The organism is Lysinibacillus sp. NPDC097231, assembly GCF_044761885.1.
Taxonomy (GTDB): Bacteria; Bacillota; Bacilli; order Bacillales_A; family Planococcaceae; genus Lysinibacillus.
In genome coordinates this window covers 104,902-121,834 of the sequence record NZ_JBIWDH010000002.1, presented here as the reverse complement: position 1 = coordinate 121,834, position 16,933 = coordinate 104,902, and the positions used below count along the sequence as shown (strand labels likewise).

The 16,933-nt window shown below is 37.2% G+C and carries 14 protein-coding genes; 3 read left to right on the top strand and 11 right to left on the bottom strand.

Annotation, left to right across the window (positions count from 1 at the left end):
- The first annotated feature begins 248 nt into the window (after positions 1–248).
- Positions 249–1,043 carry an enoyl-CoA hydratase/isomerase family protein gene (locus ACIQXF_RS02345; protein ID WP_402778592.1) on the top strand — a complete coding sequence of 265 codons (795 nt, stop codon included), beginning with the start codon at positions 249–251 and terminating at the stop codon, positions 1,041–1,043.
- A gap of 48 nt (positions 1,044–1,091) precedes the next feature.
- Here ACIQXF_RS02345 and ACIQXF_RS02340 read toward each other — a convergent pair whose 3' ends face one another.
- The gene (locus ACIQXF_RS02340; protein ID WP_402778590.1) at positions 1,092–1,907 is read right to left on the bottom strand and encodes a nucleoside/nucleotide kinase family protein; all 816 of its coding nucleotides are present in this window, start codon (positions 1,905–1,907) and stop codon (positions 1,092–1,094) included.
- Between the two features lie 224 nt (positions 1,908–2,131).
- Here ACIQXF_RS02340 and ACIQXF_RS02335 point away from each other — a divergent pair, with 224 nt between their 5' ends.
- Positions 2,132–3,307 carry an aminotransferase class I/II-fold pyridoxal phosphate-dependent enzyme gene (locus ACIQXF_RS02335; protein WP_402778588.1) on the top strand — a complete coding sequence of 392 codons (1,176 nt, stop codon included), beginning with the start codon at positions 2,132–2,134 and terminating at the stop codon, positions 3,305–3,307.
- A gap of 320 nt (positions 3,308–3,627) precedes the next feature.
- Here ACIQXF_RS02335 and ACIQXF_RS02330 read toward each other — a convergent pair whose 3' ends face one another.
- The 3 genes from ACIQXF_RS02330 to ACIQXF_RS02320 form a co-directional block, all read right to left on the bottom strand.
- Positions 3,628–4,539: a copper amine oxidase N-terminal domain-containing protein gene (locus ACIQXF_RS02330; protein ID WP_402778585.1), complete on the bottom strand. Its 912-nt coding sequence runs from the start codon at positions 4,537–4,539 to the stop codon at positions 3,628–3,630.
- Between the two features lie 160 nt (positions 4,540–4,699).
- A complete protein-coding gene (locus tag ACIQXF_RS02325; RefSeq protein WP_402778583.1) occupies positions 4,700–5,899 on the bottom strand; it encodes an AI-2E family transporter in 1,200 nt (399 codons plus the stop codon).
- 64 nt (positions 5,900–5,963) lie between these two features.
- Entirely contained in the window at positions 5,964–6,914 is a 951-nt protein-coding gene (locus ACIQXF_RS02320) for an LCP family protein (protein ID WP_402778580.1), read from the bottom strand.
- A gap of 254 nt (positions 6,915–7,168) precedes the next feature.
- Here ACIQXF_RS02320 and msrA point away from each other — a divergent pair, with 254 nt between their 5' ends.
- Positions 7,169–7,690 carry a peptide-methionine (S)-S-oxide reductase MsrA gene (gene msrA / locus ACIQXF_RS02315; protein WP_402779073.1) on the top strand — a complete coding sequence of 174 codons (522 nt, stop codon included), beginning with the start codon at positions 7,169–7,171 and terminating at the stop codon, positions 7,688–7,690.
- A 205-nt stretch (positions 7,691–7,895) separates the two neighbouring features.
- On the opposite strand, the gene ACIQXF_RS02310 is transcribed toward msrA, so the two are convergent.
- From ACIQXF_RS02310 to ACIQXF_RS02280, 7 genes are all read right to left on the bottom strand, one after another.
- Complete coding sequence (locus ACIQXF_RS02310) at positions 7,896–8,513, bottom strand: NUDIX hydrolase (protein WP_402778578.1); 618 nt, start codon at positions 8,511–8,513, stop codon at positions 7,896–7,898.
- Entirely contained in the window at positions 8,510–9,154 is a 645-nt protein-coding gene (locus tag ACIQXF_RS02305) for an HAD family hydrolase (protein ID WP_402778575.1), read from the bottom strand. Before ACIQXF_RS02305 ends, ACIQXF_RS02310 begins: the two co-directional genes overlap by 4 nt.
- 508 nt (positions 9,155–9,662) lie before the next feature.
- A complete protein-coding gene (locus tag ACIQXF_RS02300; protein ID WP_402778572.1) occupies positions 9,663–12,824 on the bottom strand; it encodes an ATP-binding cassette domain-containing protein in 3,162 nt (1,053 codons plus the stop codon).
- Between the two features lie 192 nt (positions 12,825–13,016).
- Complete coding sequence (locus ACIQXF_RS02295) at positions 13,017–13,427, bottom strand: SRPBCC family protein (RefSeq protein WP_402778569.1); 411 nt, start codon at positions 13,425–13,427, stop codon at positions 13,017–13,019.
- Complete coding sequence (locus ACIQXF_RS02290) at positions 13,424–13,750, bottom strand: ArsR/SmtB family transcription factor (protein ID WP_402778566.1); 327 nt, start codon at positions 13,748–13,750, stop codon at positions 13,424–13,426. The genes ACIQXF_RS02295 and ACIQXF_RS02290 overlap by 4 nt, the downstream gene beginning before the upstream one ends.
- Before the next feature lie 187 nt (positions 13,751–13,937).
- Entirely contained in the window at positions 13,938–15,716 is a 1,779-nt protein-coding gene (recQ, locus tag ACIQXF_RS02285) for a DNA helicase RecQ (protein WP_402778563.1), read from the bottom strand.
- Positions 15,717–15,724: 8 nt separating this feature from the next.
- Positions 15,725–16,852 carry a TcaA NTF2-like domain-containing protein gene (locus tag ACIQXF_RS02280; protein WP_402778560.1) on the bottom strand — a complete coding sequence of 376 codons (1,128 nt, stop codon included), beginning with the start codon at positions 16,850–16,852 and terminating at the stop codon, positions 15,725–15,727.
- Positions 16,853–16,933 lie beyond the last annotated feature (81 nt).

Genomic DNA, 16,933 nt, shown 5'->3' with positions numbered 1-16,933 from the left:
ACCCGCTTCATGTATTCAAATGCTCCTTTTACAATTTAAGAAACAGAAGTTCCTATAGCAGTGTCTCATATCTTTCGTTTTCTTACAATAGTAATTCCGAGCGCTCTGTTGTAGTACAATTTCTTTGAAATGACCCTATTTTTGTATAACAGGTCAGATTTACATGAAAATTCGTATAATTTAGTGTTTATTGTCGTTTGTGTTATATAATAAATATATTAACTTTAAATGTAGGGGGCTTTTCAAGCATGCAAGTAAAAACAACTCGACTTGAGGCAGAAGACGCAAAAATTATTTATCAAGAAACAGCTGGGCTAGCGATTATTACGATTCACCGCCCACAGGCTAAAAATGCGCTAACAGCAAATATGTGGGATCAATTAGCCAAAATTGCCCTGCAAGTACTAGATAATCCTAAAAATAAAGTATTAATTTTACGCGGATCAGGCGAAAACTTTACAGCTGGCTCTGATATTAAAGAGTTTAACGCCATTTCCCTTGAAAAAGCCGAAGAAGCGTTTGTACATATGGAAAAAACGATCTCTACTATTGAGCGCTTACCAATTCCAACAATCGGCGTGATCAATGGACCTGCAATGGGTGCTGGCTTAGAGCTTGCCTTAGCTTGTGATATCCGTATCGGCTCTGAAAAAGCGAAGCTCGGTATCCCTGTCGGTAAATTAGGCATCACCTTAAATAATAAATTTGCACAGCGTTTAGTTCAACTTGTTGGCCCTTCGACAACAAAAGATTTAGTATTTACAGGTCGCCTGTTTAAAGCTGAGGAAGCCTTTAAACTTGGCATGCTGAACTATTTAGTTGCTGAAAAAGATATAAATAAATACATGATTCGCATGGGTAAGCTTGTAGCTGGAATGTCCCCTGAATCCTTACTAGCCGTGAAGCAATCTGTACAAGAATGCGTGGATAGTGTCCCAACTTTGTGGCAAGGCTCTACGCCGTTTGTTGGCAATGACTTTTCAGAAGGTTGCCGTGCCTTTGTAGAAAAGCGTCAACCACAATTTACACGTAAATCAAAATAAAAAAAACAGGTACTCTGCTCGCGCCTAGCGAATGGAGTACCTGTTTTTTTAAAACTTTCGTTTCAGCATAACAGACTTAATGTGAAGATGAATCGCATCTAATTCATAACCAAAATGCTGATAAAATTCCGCCTGTACATTTTCCTGTAATGCATACAATCGATCTGGCAATGAATAATCAATTGGTAGCTTAAGCTGTAGTGTGATCGTTGTTTGCGCTTGTTCACCTAATAAAAACTGAACTTGCTCGACCTTGTGAACAATCTCTTGTTTTGCACAGCAGTAGGTAAGTAGCTGCACATAAACATGCTTACCAATCTCGATATACTCCTGTTGAAAATCAGGGCGAACAATCGTTGTCTCCCCTATTTTTTCACGCTTCGACGAGAAAATCTCCTTGCCTTTTTGAACTAAGCGTTTAAAAAAGTTTTGCTCGACTTGGCGGTACGGTATCGGCATAACATGCTTACCTTGTGTTTGTCGAATAAAGCGGGCTTTGGCAATTTCTTTTTGGGATCGTACATCCTCTACATAGTAATATTTTTCAATTGGCCCAAGCTCTAACTGGCGGGCTATCGTTTTTGTCATTTTATCGGACGTACCAATCAGTAAAATTGATTGTACCTTATATGTATGAAGTGCTTTTTTTACTTCCTCACAGTGAGCATCATCTGTAAAAATGGCACGACGAACTGCTGTTATCGTATTTTTCTCAAATTTTGCGGAGAGTCCTGCTACTTTCACACCATTTACAATTAATAAGCCATCATCAATAATAGCCTCTACCCCGATTTTATGAGCGAAAACAAGTGCGCTTGTACTTTTCCCTGTTCCACTTGGACCACTTAAAGAATAAACAATCATTACTAACAGCTCCCTTCCCATCCATCATAATAGCAGAAATGTTACCAATTTTCCGTTAAAATTATCATTTCCATCATTAGCTAAAATATTTCTGCTATTCTACGCACACATCTTCTCCATTATAGAAATATATTCTTTTTTCAGAATAACTTTCCCTTTATATGCTTTAGTATGATAAAATGTGAACTACTATTCTGTTATACAACTATAAGGAGTGTACTAGTTTGAAAATCCTACCATCTAAAAAAATGTCATTATTTAAACCAGCAATCTTTGGAGACTTAAAAAACCATGCAAAACAACAGCAAGCTAAAGGTATGACTATGATTGACCTTAGCTTAGGGAGCCCCGACCTTCCCCCAAACGCTAAAATTCGTGAGCATTTATCTTATAAAGCGGGTTTAGCAGAATCCTATGGCTACACATTAACAGGAACACAACGTTTTTATGAGGCTGTTAGCCGCTATTATAAACGCCGTAGCAATGTAGATTTAGATCCCACTTCTGAAATTATTCAAACAATTGGCTCTCAAGAAGGCTTAGTGCATTTACCAATGGCCTTTTGTGACCCAGGAGATATCGTATTATCCACAAATCCAGCGTACGTTGCCTATGATGCAGGGATTCATCTAGCAGGTGCAACACCTTACTATATGCCTCAAACAGCTGATAACGACTATTTACCAGATTTAGATGCTGTGCCAGAAGAAATTGCGCAAAAAGCAAAACTACTGATATTAAACTTACCAGGTAATCCAGTGCCTGCAATGCCTTCATTAGCATACTTTGAAAAAGTCATTGCCTTTGCGAAAAAATACAACATCATCGTTCTACATGATGCGGCATACTCTGAATTCTACTTTACAGGTGACAGCCCAATTAGCTTCCTTGCCGCTCCTGGCGCAAAAGAAGTCGGAATGGAAATCAACTCCTTATCGAAAAGCTTTAGCCTTGCAGGTACACGTATCGCCTATATCGCGGGTAACGCTGAGGCAATTGAGATCCTTAAGCAGTTAAAATCAAACTTAGACTTCGGTATTTTCGAGCCAATTCAAGATGCTGCAGTTGTAGCGCTTGATAACGCAGAGGAAATTACAGCTAGCCTTCGTGCAACTTTCTCAGAACGCCATAAAACGCTAATGAACGGCCTACGTGCATTAGGATGGGATGCAGCCCCTTCTGATGGTGGTATGTTCGTATGGGCGAAATACCCATACGATATTGACTGCACAGAGTTAGCCTTTAAACTCATTGAGCAAGTTGGTATCGTAACAGTTCCTGGTACAGTATTTGGTACTGCTGGACAAGGCTATTTACGTTTAGCGCTCGTACAACCAAAAGAAGTCCTACAAGAAGCTGTCGATCGCTTAGCACAAGTACAATTAGTAGCGCAAAACTAATTTCCTTTAAACCCTTCAATAACTTTACTTGTTAGAAGGGTTTTTCAATTTAATGGTCTAGTTCCAACTATTTTACGTAAATCCTGGATATATCCCATATCTGTCTCCTATATAATGTAGATTACTCTAATTATTATTCTACAAATATTCTCAAAAACCTTGTTATCATTTCTTAGAAACACCTCATATGTTACAGATTTAGTTATATATATAAGTACTCACGTAACCAATTTGTATATTGAAATACCTTGTTTAATTAAGTAAAGAGGCATTGCCCAGAAAAATGGGGCAATGCCTCTTTTAAATTTATATCAACCACTTTATCTGTGGTCGGGAAGTTTCTGTATGATATCAGAATATACATTCATTTTTGTTTTAAGATCTACCCGTTTATTTTTATCATCTTGGTAACCAGCCCCAGCCGTGCTATCATTGTTTTCAAAAAAGATTACACTACGATGATCATAGGCCTCCATGATCGGGTCTGTATCTAAACTCATTTCGGGTGACACATTCCCTGCTGCTTGAGATGGCACTCTTCGCTCCCGGTATAATTGGCCAATGGCAATTGCTTTACCATCTTTGACCTGTACAAATGTATAAATTCCATCATTAAAAAAGTAAATGTCTGCTCTTCCTGAAGGGAACGTATATTCATGTAAACGATAACCATTTAATGTACTAAGTGTTTTGAAATCCGTGTTGATTGGTAATGCGATAGCGGCTTTACGCGCTGCTTGAAGGTCATCCTGATACAGTATTTTCGAATCAAACGAATAGTCCTTTGAGTTAACAAAAACAAATTTGCGAATGGATTCAAACTGAACGTTGTACCCCAAGGATTCTGAGACAAATCGTATAGGAACAAGAATACGGCCATTGCTATTTTGAGCAGGTATATCCATTTTTATAGCTTTACCATTTTTATAGGCAGTCTTGCTATTTGCACTAATTTTCAGGTACTCTCCATCTTTATTTTGAACTGTGGCAACTCTAGTCGTAGGGTTAAAACTATAGGAAAGGCCAAGAGATGCAAGCGCTCGGATAGGAACGAATAGAAGGTTATTATCCATTAGAGGATGTACATCCATCTTTATAAATTCACCATTCGCAACAACTTCTATCGGTCTAACATCCTCTTTTGATTTAACTAGAGGTTCTGCGCTTGCATGTGAATTATTGAATAACCCTAAACTTAATGCAAGTATTAATCCTGATATAACTTTCTTCATTTTGTCTTTCCCCCATCTAATATTAAACATACATTAGGTAATAAGTGGAAATTGCATAATAATTGTAACACTTAACAACAGATAAAACATACATATTTTTATTGATAGTAATTTGTCCCATACAAAAACAGCTACTGCAGGACACAGTAGCTGCCTCTTCTTACACTTCATATTTTTGATGATCTTCATCCTCATAGCGATTATAGCGCTGTTTAAATAGCTTAAATAAATGTGTGACAAGCACTTTAAAGATAGCATAGCCGGGAATCCCTAAAATAACTCCTGGTACCCCAAATAAGGAACCAGCCGTTAATAACACAAAAATAATTGTAATTGGGTGGATACTCAGTGATTTACCCATAATTTGTGGAGAGATGAATTTCCCTTCAATCAGCTGTACCACCGTCCAAACAACGGCCAGCTTAATAAGCATAAATGGTGATTGCACGAGGGCAATAATCACAGCTGGTGTAATCGCAATAACCGGCCCTAAATAAGGAACCACACTGGTGATCATCGCAAGGATCCCCAGCAATAACGCATATTTCATACCGATAATTAAAAAACCGATTGTTACCATTGCACCGATACACATGGATACTAGAATCTGACCCTGTATGTATGAGCTAATTTGCTTGTCCATATCATGCAAAATTCCCTGTACTTCGTTACGCATACGTGGCGGGAAAATTTTTAACATAAACTTCGGTAGTTTTTTACCATCTTTCAGTAGGTAAAATAAAATGAATGGTACTGTCACTAGCGATAGAATAATACCTGTTAAAGTAGAAAGGAAGCCAGTAATACCAGTGGCAACACCTTGCGCTAAATTCGACACAGTATCTTTTACCGTTTCAAACATATCCGTTGTAAAATTCTTCACAACTTGGTCATAGTTAAAGCCAATACTATCTAAATACTCATTGAAGCGAGAATTCGTTATATAGTCCACAGTTTTTTGTGCTAGTGACATAAAATACACGGGGAAATCCTGTGCTAAATTCGCAAACTGATCACGCAAAAATGGATAGACTAGTACGACTAATAACGTAATGACGCCAATTACCGCGATATATAGAATCAAAATACCCCAAACTCTTGGGATACGCCATCTCTCTAAAAGTCCTAATAATGGGCGTAATAGATAATACCCAATGATGGCAAGTACCCCTGGTAATATTACGACTTCAAACAATACTTTAAGCGGGGTAAATATAAAGGAAACTTTTTGGAACATGAAAATAACACAAGCCAGTAATAATAAAACAATGAGTGTAAATAATAGGTTTCTACCACCTAAAAAACGAATAAATTTGCTAGAAAACAAATTTGAACGCTCCTTCGGTCTTTCTCTTTCCATATACCCACCCCAATTCAGATGCTTTACCTTTATATTACAGGATAGTATTGGTTTTTGCGAAACATCACTCCAGTGTTATACCTAAAAAGTTACGTAAAAATTCTTTATTTTTCTCTACATCTATCACAATCGAAGCACCTGCATGACTAAAGGTTTGGAAACTATAACTACCTTCAATCGGAATAGTGGCCTTCTCTATTTTAACCTTACCCTTCGACAGCATTTTAAGGACTTGCTGAATCTCTCCAGTAGATGAATAGTCCGTTGTCACATAGCCTTGTACTGCACCAACAAATTTTGGTAAGTTCAAGACATTTTGGGGTGCTAATAATTCATTCTTTAATGCTTCGATGACCTTTTGTTGTCGTGCTACTCGTCCAAAGTCTCCTTCAGCATCATGACGGAAACGGGCATAACCCAGTAATTCTTTACCGTTTAAATTATGCACACCTTGCTTTAGCACTACATCAATATTTTCAGACATATCTTTTTCAACATTCATTTCAACACCGTTTGGCGCTAAAATATCTACAAGCGATTCAAAATTTTTAAAATCGATCACGGCATAATGATTAATCGGAAGGCCAAACATATTGCTAATCGTATCTTTTAATAATTGAACTCCACCTAAATAGTACGCCGTATTTAGCTTATAAGATTGGTACCCTGGAATTTCCGCATAAATATCACGCATTAACGATAGAAGCTTGACATCATTTGTTTTCTTATTCCAAGATAATACCATCATTGTATCTGTTCGTGATTTTTCTTCACCACGAGTGTCGACTCCTAATAATAAATAGTTTTCCACATCACCTTTTACTGTATCGCCGCTGAACTCCTCCTGAGCTACCTTCGTATCTTTGGCCAATTCTAGTCCACTACGATACTGCATAACGGAATAACCCACGATGACAATGATACAGATTAACAACAATGTGAAAATTGCTCTCCCTTTACGCAATCGACGCTTTTGAGGACGTTGCGTGCGTCGTGTATACTCTTGCTCTTCCATAACAAAACTCCTCTATTTTTTATAGTTTATTTAACGATTCAGAGTACGGAAAGTTTCATATTGTCTACATTCATCAGATGTTTACTGTGCGACAGCGACATTGTTTATCTTCGAGACAATGACAATTACACTTAAGCGTAATTGATAAATGGACGCTCCCTATAATCAGCTATCTATACAGTATTCTACACCTAATCTGCCAATCATGAGCAAAATAATGCTATAATAACCTCACGCTAGAAAGGATGATGAATATGATTGAAAAAGCTACGTTTGCAGGCGGTTGCTTTTGGTGCATGGTAAAGCCATTTGTTGAGTGGGACGGCATACATAAAGTCACTTCGGGCTACATGGGTGGCCATTTAGAAAACCCTACATATGAGGATGTTAAAAAAGGCACTTCAGGTCATTTAGAAGTAGTAGAAATTGAATTTGACCCGACTGTTTTTAGTTATGAGCAGCTCCTTGATATATACTGGATGCAAATCGACCCAACGGATGCCTATGGTCAATTCCATGACCGCGGTGAGTCATACACGACGGCCATCTTCACCTATTCAGAGGAGCAAAAACGTATTGCCGAAGCGTCCAAAGAGAAGCTTGCCAAAAGTGGTCGCTTTGATAAACCTATTGTAACCACAATTCGTGATGCTAAGCACTTCTACCCTGCTGAAGATTATCATCAGGACTATTATAAAAAGGAATCAGAGCATTATCAGAAGGACCGAGCGCTTTCAGGCCGAGATCAATTCATTGATGAACATTGGGAAAAATAACGTAAATTGATCAATGAATGTAAAGTGGCGACTATTGCATTTTAACATTTGATGAAGGCCAGATAACATACGGTTTTTACCTAAAAAGGTCGAATTCCTGTACGCTAAGGATTCGACCTTTTTAATATAGTCTGTCACGCAAACATCTTCGTTAGTGTAATAAGAACATTCATAAAAAGAGCATTTTCTTTAGATTCATGCAATTTTAATCAAATAGTGTTTCCTTGTCTGGGTTCCGTAAAAATTCAAAGAGACTAATAATTTGTGACTCGGTATTTCTATTAGTAGAAAGCTGCGGTAAATTGTGTTCCGAAAAAAATTGAATGTTATTGGTTTCAATACCTATAGTGGCTTCCCCTCCAATAATCTCACACAAAATAAATATCTTATAATAATGATATGGATCTGGAGGATGTGGGTGTTTATTTTTATCCAATAAAGAAATTAATCTGATTGGGATTACATCATAACCTGATTCCTCTTTAATTTCCTTAACTACATTTTCAGAAGGGGATAATCCAATATCACAAAACCCACCTGGCAAAGCCCAATTACCATCAATATTTTCTTTCACCATTAAAATTTGATGGTTTTTAAAAACCACACCTCGAACATCGACTTTTGGCGTTTGGTATCCCTTTTCATTCGTAAATAAATCTTTAATTTTGTGCATTTCAAGATCAGTGTATGTTGACATAATTTCTACACTAATGTTACGTAATTCCTTATAACGCTCAATATCATAGATATCTTTAGAAAAGGTTAATCCTGCCTGAGATAATGCTTGAATTCTTTTTGCCCATTCCAACCATTGATTACTCATAAGCACTTTACCTTAAAAGAATTTTTAAATTCCTTTACACTTTTTATGATTGAATCTGGTTGTTCGCTAAATGTAGATGTGTGGTATTCAGGCAACCACTGTACACCAACCGTATAGACATTAGCTTGTACACCAGCAACTACATCAGCATCACTATCTCCAATATAGATCGTCTCAGAATTTTTTACTCCTAAAAGAGATAAGGCCTTCAGCAAACCTTCTGGATCAGGTTTAGGTTTTATTACATCATCACCAGTTATTATGACATCAAACAATCCCTCCATATCTAATGCTTTTAGAGATATATCTAAGCTCCTTTTTGCCTTTCCCGTAAAAATTCCTATTTTAATGCCTGCTCCTTTCAAGGACTTCAGTAATTCAATAATTTCAGGATTGACTTCTACCAAACTTTTATGTAATTCTGAATACTTCGCATAAAAATATTCAATGGCTTCTTCCTTTTTAAGATTTGCTAGGTTATTTCTAATAATACCTGTTTCAGAAGGACCAAACATTTCTTTAATTTCATTAGAAGTAAGATCCTTTTTATCAAATTCCTTAAACACATTTTGAAAAGCATAAAAACAAATCGGTAAAGTATTCGCCAATGTCCCATCAAAATCAAACACTATAGCTTTCATATTTTAGCTCCCTTTAATTAGCCTAAAGACCTTAATCTAAATTTTTGTTTTCCGTTTCTTAAACAATTCTATATTTTCCCACCAAACCCTTCTTATTCAACTAATCTGCACCATTTTTCGGACTTAAAATTTCATTTATTTTAAAAAATGAGTATGAAAAATAATGAATGACCTATACTATTAAAGATTTCACTTCAAATCCGATGACAAGGAGGGTTAACCCGATGAGTGGGGCTGACCGTTAACTCAAAACTGAATTAAGCTAAAGCACAGTTTTCTTAAAAATTTTAAGAGCCAATGCGGAAGCGAGGCAGTGTGTCATGGAGCACTATAAGTAGGAATCAAGCCTGGAATTTTATTTCCGGGTTTTTTATTTTGCTCCTTCTATACAAAAATGACCACCCTTGTTCCTTGAATAAGTTTGTACAGTCGCCTCAATAACATAAAAACTCATTTGCCATTTATGATTGCAAATGAGTTTCTATCACAGACGAACATCTATTCTAATTTAATTATTGTGCTCAAGGCATTGATAAACTGCCATCATATCTCGTTTATTCAACTCACGAATACGATTGAAAATTGGAATATTTGCAACTGCCTCAATATTTTCACTAACAACATCACTGACGGTGCCAGTTAGCCATGTTTGCACATCTATGCCCTCGACGATTTTCTTTCGTCCCTCATCATTAATACCACTTGCATCACAACTTACACAGGGTACCGATAATTTATAGACGCCATCATGGAGATTATCTTCTGAAATAACTTTCTTCCCTTTACAGAATGGACATGGATGACTTGCCTTTACCTTATTAATTTGTGTCACAATTTTTTTGTAGCCAAACGCTTCATAGACATATGTTAGTTTTTTGTATTTTCCATTGGTGAAATACTTATCAATAATGGTTTCTCTTGTTTCATCAATATTGGCAAAATCACAGATTGTTATCTGATTTTTGCTGCTTATAGCTTCGATGTTACCTTTTATGCTGTCCCAGAATGGTAACACATTTTGTAAGACCATTTCATAACCGACAAAGCTTGCCAGTTCTAATTCAAACATTTTCAGCGAGACTTGTATTTCCCTAGGAAGTAAGGAGACATCTTGTGTAAGGGTCATATCGCCACCAACAATTGCTTTTAGTTTTTCCAGCTGTGGTAACTTCCCTACTGTTGTTATGACCTGATCAATCGATTGATGAATAATCTCGCGAATATCAGTATTCCCAAATGTAAGTTTTTTATGATGGTTTAGCACAGCTCCATGACAGATTGGACAGGCAATCTTCTCTTTGGATTCTTTCATTTGCTCTTTAATAATTGAATTCGAAATAACCATATAACGTCCAAGGATAAAATTAAAGCCTTCCCATTTTTTCGAAGACTTACTTGCTTTATCATAAAATGACTTTTCCCAATAACCATATAAAAATGTATGCTTTTCCGCTTCTGTCATGTCATTGTAGCTTTTACTAATATCTTGACCAAGTTCATTCTTGATCTCATCAAAAAGGAATTGTAATTTTGAATATTGATAATATGTTAATACGTCCATCACCTCTGGACGTATTAGTCCGTCCCAGAACGGTACTGTTTTGTCTTGAATAACGATATCAACATCAAATTTTTCAATTTCCAGACGACCCGAACAGCTAGGACAATGATTTTCTTGACTAAAGAAATCGAAGCTTCTTGTATCTTTATTGGTCGGATGAGCAGCTACAATATGGTTGATCAGTCCACCAATTTCATAGAGAAAACTATATTGACTATACAAGTGTCTTTCAAGATCAATGGCGATGACAGGTGCGATTGTGTTAGATTCGTATTCACCATAAATCAAACGAGCCATGGATGATAAGCTTTTTAAGATACCGCCCTTATAGATATTTTCTGCTTTTTTAAAATAGTCGATATGATTTTCTTCTAAGTAGTGAATACCCTTTTGCTGTTTGAGTGTTGAAGAAATATGCAATTCAACGCTATCTGTAGCCTTCTTATGACGAACATAATCATCATGACTGACAACATTAAGATGTTGAACAGGCTCTAACTGTCTTCTTCCAAAATCAACGATAAAATCAGAGCTTTCTAGCATATAAGCATTGTGTTCAATCATAATGATGGTGATCGATTCATCTTGCAGGATGTCCCTTACACTATCAATGAATTGATTTAATATATTTTGTGATAAACCTTTTGAAGGCTCGTCAAAAATAAATAGCGTATGGGGATTTCTTGCGTTCGAAAACAGCTCAGATACTAAATGGACACATTGAAATTCACCTGTCGACAAGGATTGCGTTTTTCTTTCTAACGTTAAATAACCGAGCCCTAGTTTAATTAGTAAACTTAAACGCTTATGTGCGATGTCTTCATTTGGCAGTTCCTCAATAATATCTTCAATGGAGCGCTGAAAAATATCATCAATCTCGTCGCTGTATTTTGTGAGTTTCTTTTTAATATCAAGAAACGTAGCAATGGTAGACCTGCTTGTAATTGATTGGTTTCGGTCTTGCCCTACCATAACCAGTTTATCTTTTGGATAACGCTTCACAAAATCCTTGGAGATACACTCATTGACAAGGGTCGATTTCCCACATCCTGATTCACCTGAAAAAGTTACAAGTCTATTTTTGGGAACCTGAATTTCAGCCATTTGAATATTACGACAGTAAAGATCTTGAAATACATAGTATTCTGTTGGCATTGCCTGATTTCGTTGTGCAAAAACAGGTTCTGGACGCGGTGATTGTTCGACAATTTTTCCGCCATATTTTCCGCTGCCTGGCCCAAAGAACAAATGGTCATCAGCTGTGTCTAGCACCGTATCAGAATGGTCAATAAGCCAAATTTGATTCTTACAGCCCAATTGTTTAACCTGTTCCAAAATTTTCAAGAGGGTATCATGATCTAGACCAACTGAGATTTCATCAATAATAATGACGGTATTTTCACTAGTTGCCATGAATTCTGCCAAGTAAAGTCGTGTTAATTCCCCTCCCGACAGTGTACCCATGATGCGATTTAATGTTAAGTAGCCAATATTCATATTGATTATATTTTCAAGAATATGTTGTCTTTCTTCGCTAAGATTTAATTCCACTGAAAGGGAATAAATCGCTTCCATGCTTAAATTGTTGATATCGGAAATACTATGTGGTTGATTCCATAATTCTAGCTTATATTGTTCAACCTCGGGATTATAACGTTTACCCTCACATTTTTTACACTCGACATTTTTAGTCGTGCCACGTCCTTTACAAGCAGGACACCAGCCTAATGCATTGTTAAAAGAAAAAACTTCTGGTGATAGATGATATTCCTCTGCAAGCCTTTCGCGAATCTCTTTAAAAACGCCTGTATGCGTACCAATGGTTGAACGTGGATTCGTGGAAATGGATGATTTCCCTAAAAAGAGAACTAAAGGCATGTCCTCCATTTTGATGGCGCTGAAATTCGTTTCCATGATATTTGGAAACAAATATTGATATTCAGCTTTTGGTAATAAAGAAACAAGACGTTTTTTGGATTCTTCACCAATCGTTTGACAAAATGTAGTTTTACCTGATCCAGACAAACCAGCAATTCCTAACGATTGATCTTCTGGTAAGACGGCATCTAAACGATTAATATTGTTGGCAATTAGTTGATTGATTTTCAAGGTGATATCCTCTCCATTCTCTAAATATAGTATGACCATGTTAGAAAATCTTTAAATGTAGTTTTGAACCTACACTGGCCATTAAAAATGACGCTTTTCGTGTTCCGAAAAGCGCCGAATATTACAATTTCTAGTTAAACCTTCGCTTAAAAACAGGATATCATTAGAAAATGAAGAAATAATTTTCAATAGTTATGCTAACACTGTTTCGAGCTGAGTAGCCATGTTCGTCCAAGCATATTTAGCTCCCTCGATTGCTCCTTGGCGGGCTTTTGTTGCTTCGCTGAATCCAGTTTGATCGAGATGTAGATGAGTAGTACCATCTGAACCTTTTGTCAAAGTCCATGTAACAGTAGTGGTTTCACCTGCACTTGACCAAGTGTAAGATAATGTATGAGGCTCGTTTACTTCAAGCACCTCGCAATTTACAATACCATCCCACCATTCATTTGGCTCTGCTCGGAATTGAAAAATATGCCCTACGATTGGTTTAAAGTCATTTTTCCATATCCATTTTTCAAGGGTATCCGAATCCGTTAATGCATTCCACACCTGTTCGATTGAACTTGTAAATTGAAAATCTAAAGATACATCTGCTTTCATTTTTTTTCCTCCAATATAAGATTTAATTTAACCATTCTTTCTTTCCAAAATCCTTCGTAATAGGATACCCAATCTTGAATTTCTTTTAACGGATTGGCATTCAACCGATACCTTGTTTCTCTACCAACCTTACGAGCAATGACAAGATCAGCATCTTTAAGGATAGCTAAATGCTTAGAAACTGCAGTTCGACCCATTTGAAATTGGGCCGTTAACTCATGAAGAGGTAATTCGTCGGCCTCTGCCAACAAACGTAGCAATTCACGTCTTGTTGGATCAGCAATAGCCGCATATACATCACGCTCTTGATTTTTCTCGTTCAAAATCGCCCTCCCTTACAAATAGGACACCAAACAGTGTCCTTATTATAAGACACCAAATAGTGTCTAGTCAATTTTTATTTTTGACATAATAGCATTCGTTTTATTCTCTAATCAAAATGCTTTGCCAATGAAAAAAGTGCCTAATTCTCTTGAATTAAGCACGTACTTTTTCCTTTATCTTATTGAATTAACTGTTAGATGGTGTTTCCGAAAAAGACTGAAGAGCATCGAAGAATCGCTTGCCGTATTTTTCGAATTTTACTTCACCAATCCCACTAATTTGTCGTAATCCCTCAAGTTGCGCTGGTTTTTTGTCACATAAATCACGTAATGTTTTATCAGAGAATACAACAAATGGTGGTACCTGCTCTTCATCTGCAATCTCTTTACGCAATAGACGTAAGTGTTCAAACAATGGGTCATTTTCTACAAGTTTACGCACCGTAACAGCTTCTTTTCGCATGACTGTTCGATTCCCAAGTAGCAGCTCTTTGCCTCCCTCTGATACATAGATGGTCGGAAACGTGCCATGCTTAACGGCTAATAAACCCTCTGCAATTAAAAATTCAATAAAGTTGGAGACATCCTTAGACGAATATTTGCCCTTTAAAATGCCGTAAGTTGATAGCCGCGCAAAACCAAACTCAGCGATCTTTTGATTTTTGGAACCAATTAGCACCTGAGCAACCATCGTCTTACCGAATTTTTGTCCCATTCGCACAACACACGCCAGTACCTTTTGAGCATCGACAGTTACATCTTTCGTTTCTCGTCCATCATTACAATTACCACAACGACCACAAGACGCCCCTGCTTCTTCGCCAAAATAGACTAAAATCGCATTTTGTAAGCAGCCCTCTGTATGGCAATAATCAACCATTGTTTGTAGCTTTGCTAATTCTTGTGCAATGCGACCCTCGTCCTGCGTCTGTTCAATTAAAAAGCGTTGTGTCTGGACATCCCCTGATGCATAAAGCAATATACATGCACTCGGTAACCCATCGCGTCCTGCACGCCCTGCCTCCTGATAATAGCTCTCCATATTGCGCGGCATTTGATAGTGAATCACAAAGCGCACATTACTTTTATCAATGCCCATCCCAAATGCATTGGTGGCCACCATGATGCGCGCCTCATCTTTTAAAAAGCGCTCCTGCTCGGTCATTCTCATGTTCTCTGGTAGTCCCGCATGGTATTTGGCTACTGATTCGCCCGAGCGACTTAACAGCTCATAGATAGCGTCAACAGCCTTTCGTGTTGCTGCATAAATAATACCAGCTTCATTTTTGTTTTTCACTAAATAATTTTTAATGTAACGTTCTTTGTTTTCACCAATTAATACGGAAAAGGCTAAATTGTCGCGCGAAAAACCTGTAATCACAGTAGAATGCTCTTCAATATCTAATAATTGTCTAATATCCTCACAAACAGCTGGTGTCGCTGTTGCAGTAAGCGCTAAAACAGTTGGTTTTTCGGGCCATAATGTAAATAATTTTTGAATGGCGCGGTAGCTTGGTCTGAAATCATGTCCCCACTGTGATATACAGTGTGCCTCATCCACAGCAAGTAATGGTACTGTTAAATAGGATAGCGCCTGTAAAAACGATGCACTCTCTAATCGCTCTGGGGCTATATAAAGCAATTTTAAATAACCTGCACTCGCAAGCTGCATCGTCTCATTCACTTCTTGCACAGATAAGGTACTATTTATATAGGCAGCCGGAATATTTGCCGCACGTAATGCTTCCACTTGGTCTTGCATTAGAGAAATGAGTGGGGATATAACAACTGTGAGGCCATCTAGCATCAAGGCTGGAATTTGATAGCAAATGGATTTTCCACCGCCAGTTGGCATCACACAAAGGCTTGATTGACCTCGTAATGTTTGTTCAATAATCTGTGCCTGTCCATTACGAAATGAATCATAGCCAAAATGATGTTGTAGCATTTGTCTTGCTTGCTGCATCCAATGTTTCACTCCTCAGTTAGGCGAATAAGCTTATACTCGCCCTGTTCATTTTTATTTATTTCATAAATCATCATAGAGTTGGCAAGTGCCTGCTGACCGGCAGAATTTGTTAGTACATACTCCGTTTTTGCATGAACAATTATATTTTGTCCTTTCATTTCGATATTTTTAATCGTCGTATCAGAAAAATGAATTTTTGCATGTTTGGAGGCATAGTAAGCAATCATACTATCTAGCGTACTTTGCAAATCGTCTGCGCCTACTATAGGTTTCATCACACTAGCATCCTGTATCGCAACCGCTGCTTTTAAATGCTTATGAAATGTATCTAAAAATATCTTTATTTCATCGGTATTATAGGCAAAAACATTCTTACCATATTTTTCAATAGCTTGCTGAACTGCTTCTTTATCACCCTGTTCGATATAAGGATACAAATTTTTTGATTGAGATAATCGATCACTTGGCTTCATACCATTTTCAATCCATTCATCCAATAACGGTGCAATCTCTGTAAATGGCAATATGTATGGCTGTGTAACGCCTTTTTGCTGACGATTAAAATAAATGCCCACAAATTCACCATTGTCCGCTTCCATAACAGGGCTCCCTAAAGGTAAAGCTTGTTCAACATCTATGTAATAGGCCGCTATCCTGTCACTGTATTTTTTTATAATGTTCGGTAAGCCATCGACATACACAGCTAGCTGATCTAATTCCCCACTATATACGGTCGGTACCATTGCTGATGCTTTGGATGCAACCTGTAAAATGGCGATATTATGGGCTGTAGACATATAATGCACATTTGCTTCCACGAGCTTATCATTATTAAATTGTACGAGAGCAGTTGGTTTTGACGCCACAAGCGCACCATTGGTCACAATATAAAGCTTAGCATCTTCTTTTTTAACGATGATACCTGCACCAGTTCCAATCTCGCCTATTACTTTTACCTCTGGTACAATTTTTTCCTCCTGCTTCGTCACTACCTTTTCTGATTTCACCTCGGATTTTTTGATATGAAGCATCTCTGCCACTGTTTGATTACCACAGCCTGTTAATAGGAAGGCTGTTGCTCCAAGAATGAGCATCTTTCTCCGCATACGTTCACCAAAACTTTCTTTTAACATCTTTTCTTTTCTATCATAAACAAGGTTTTCCTACGTTTCAAGTTTACATAATAATATTATTTTAAATCATATACTATAAAA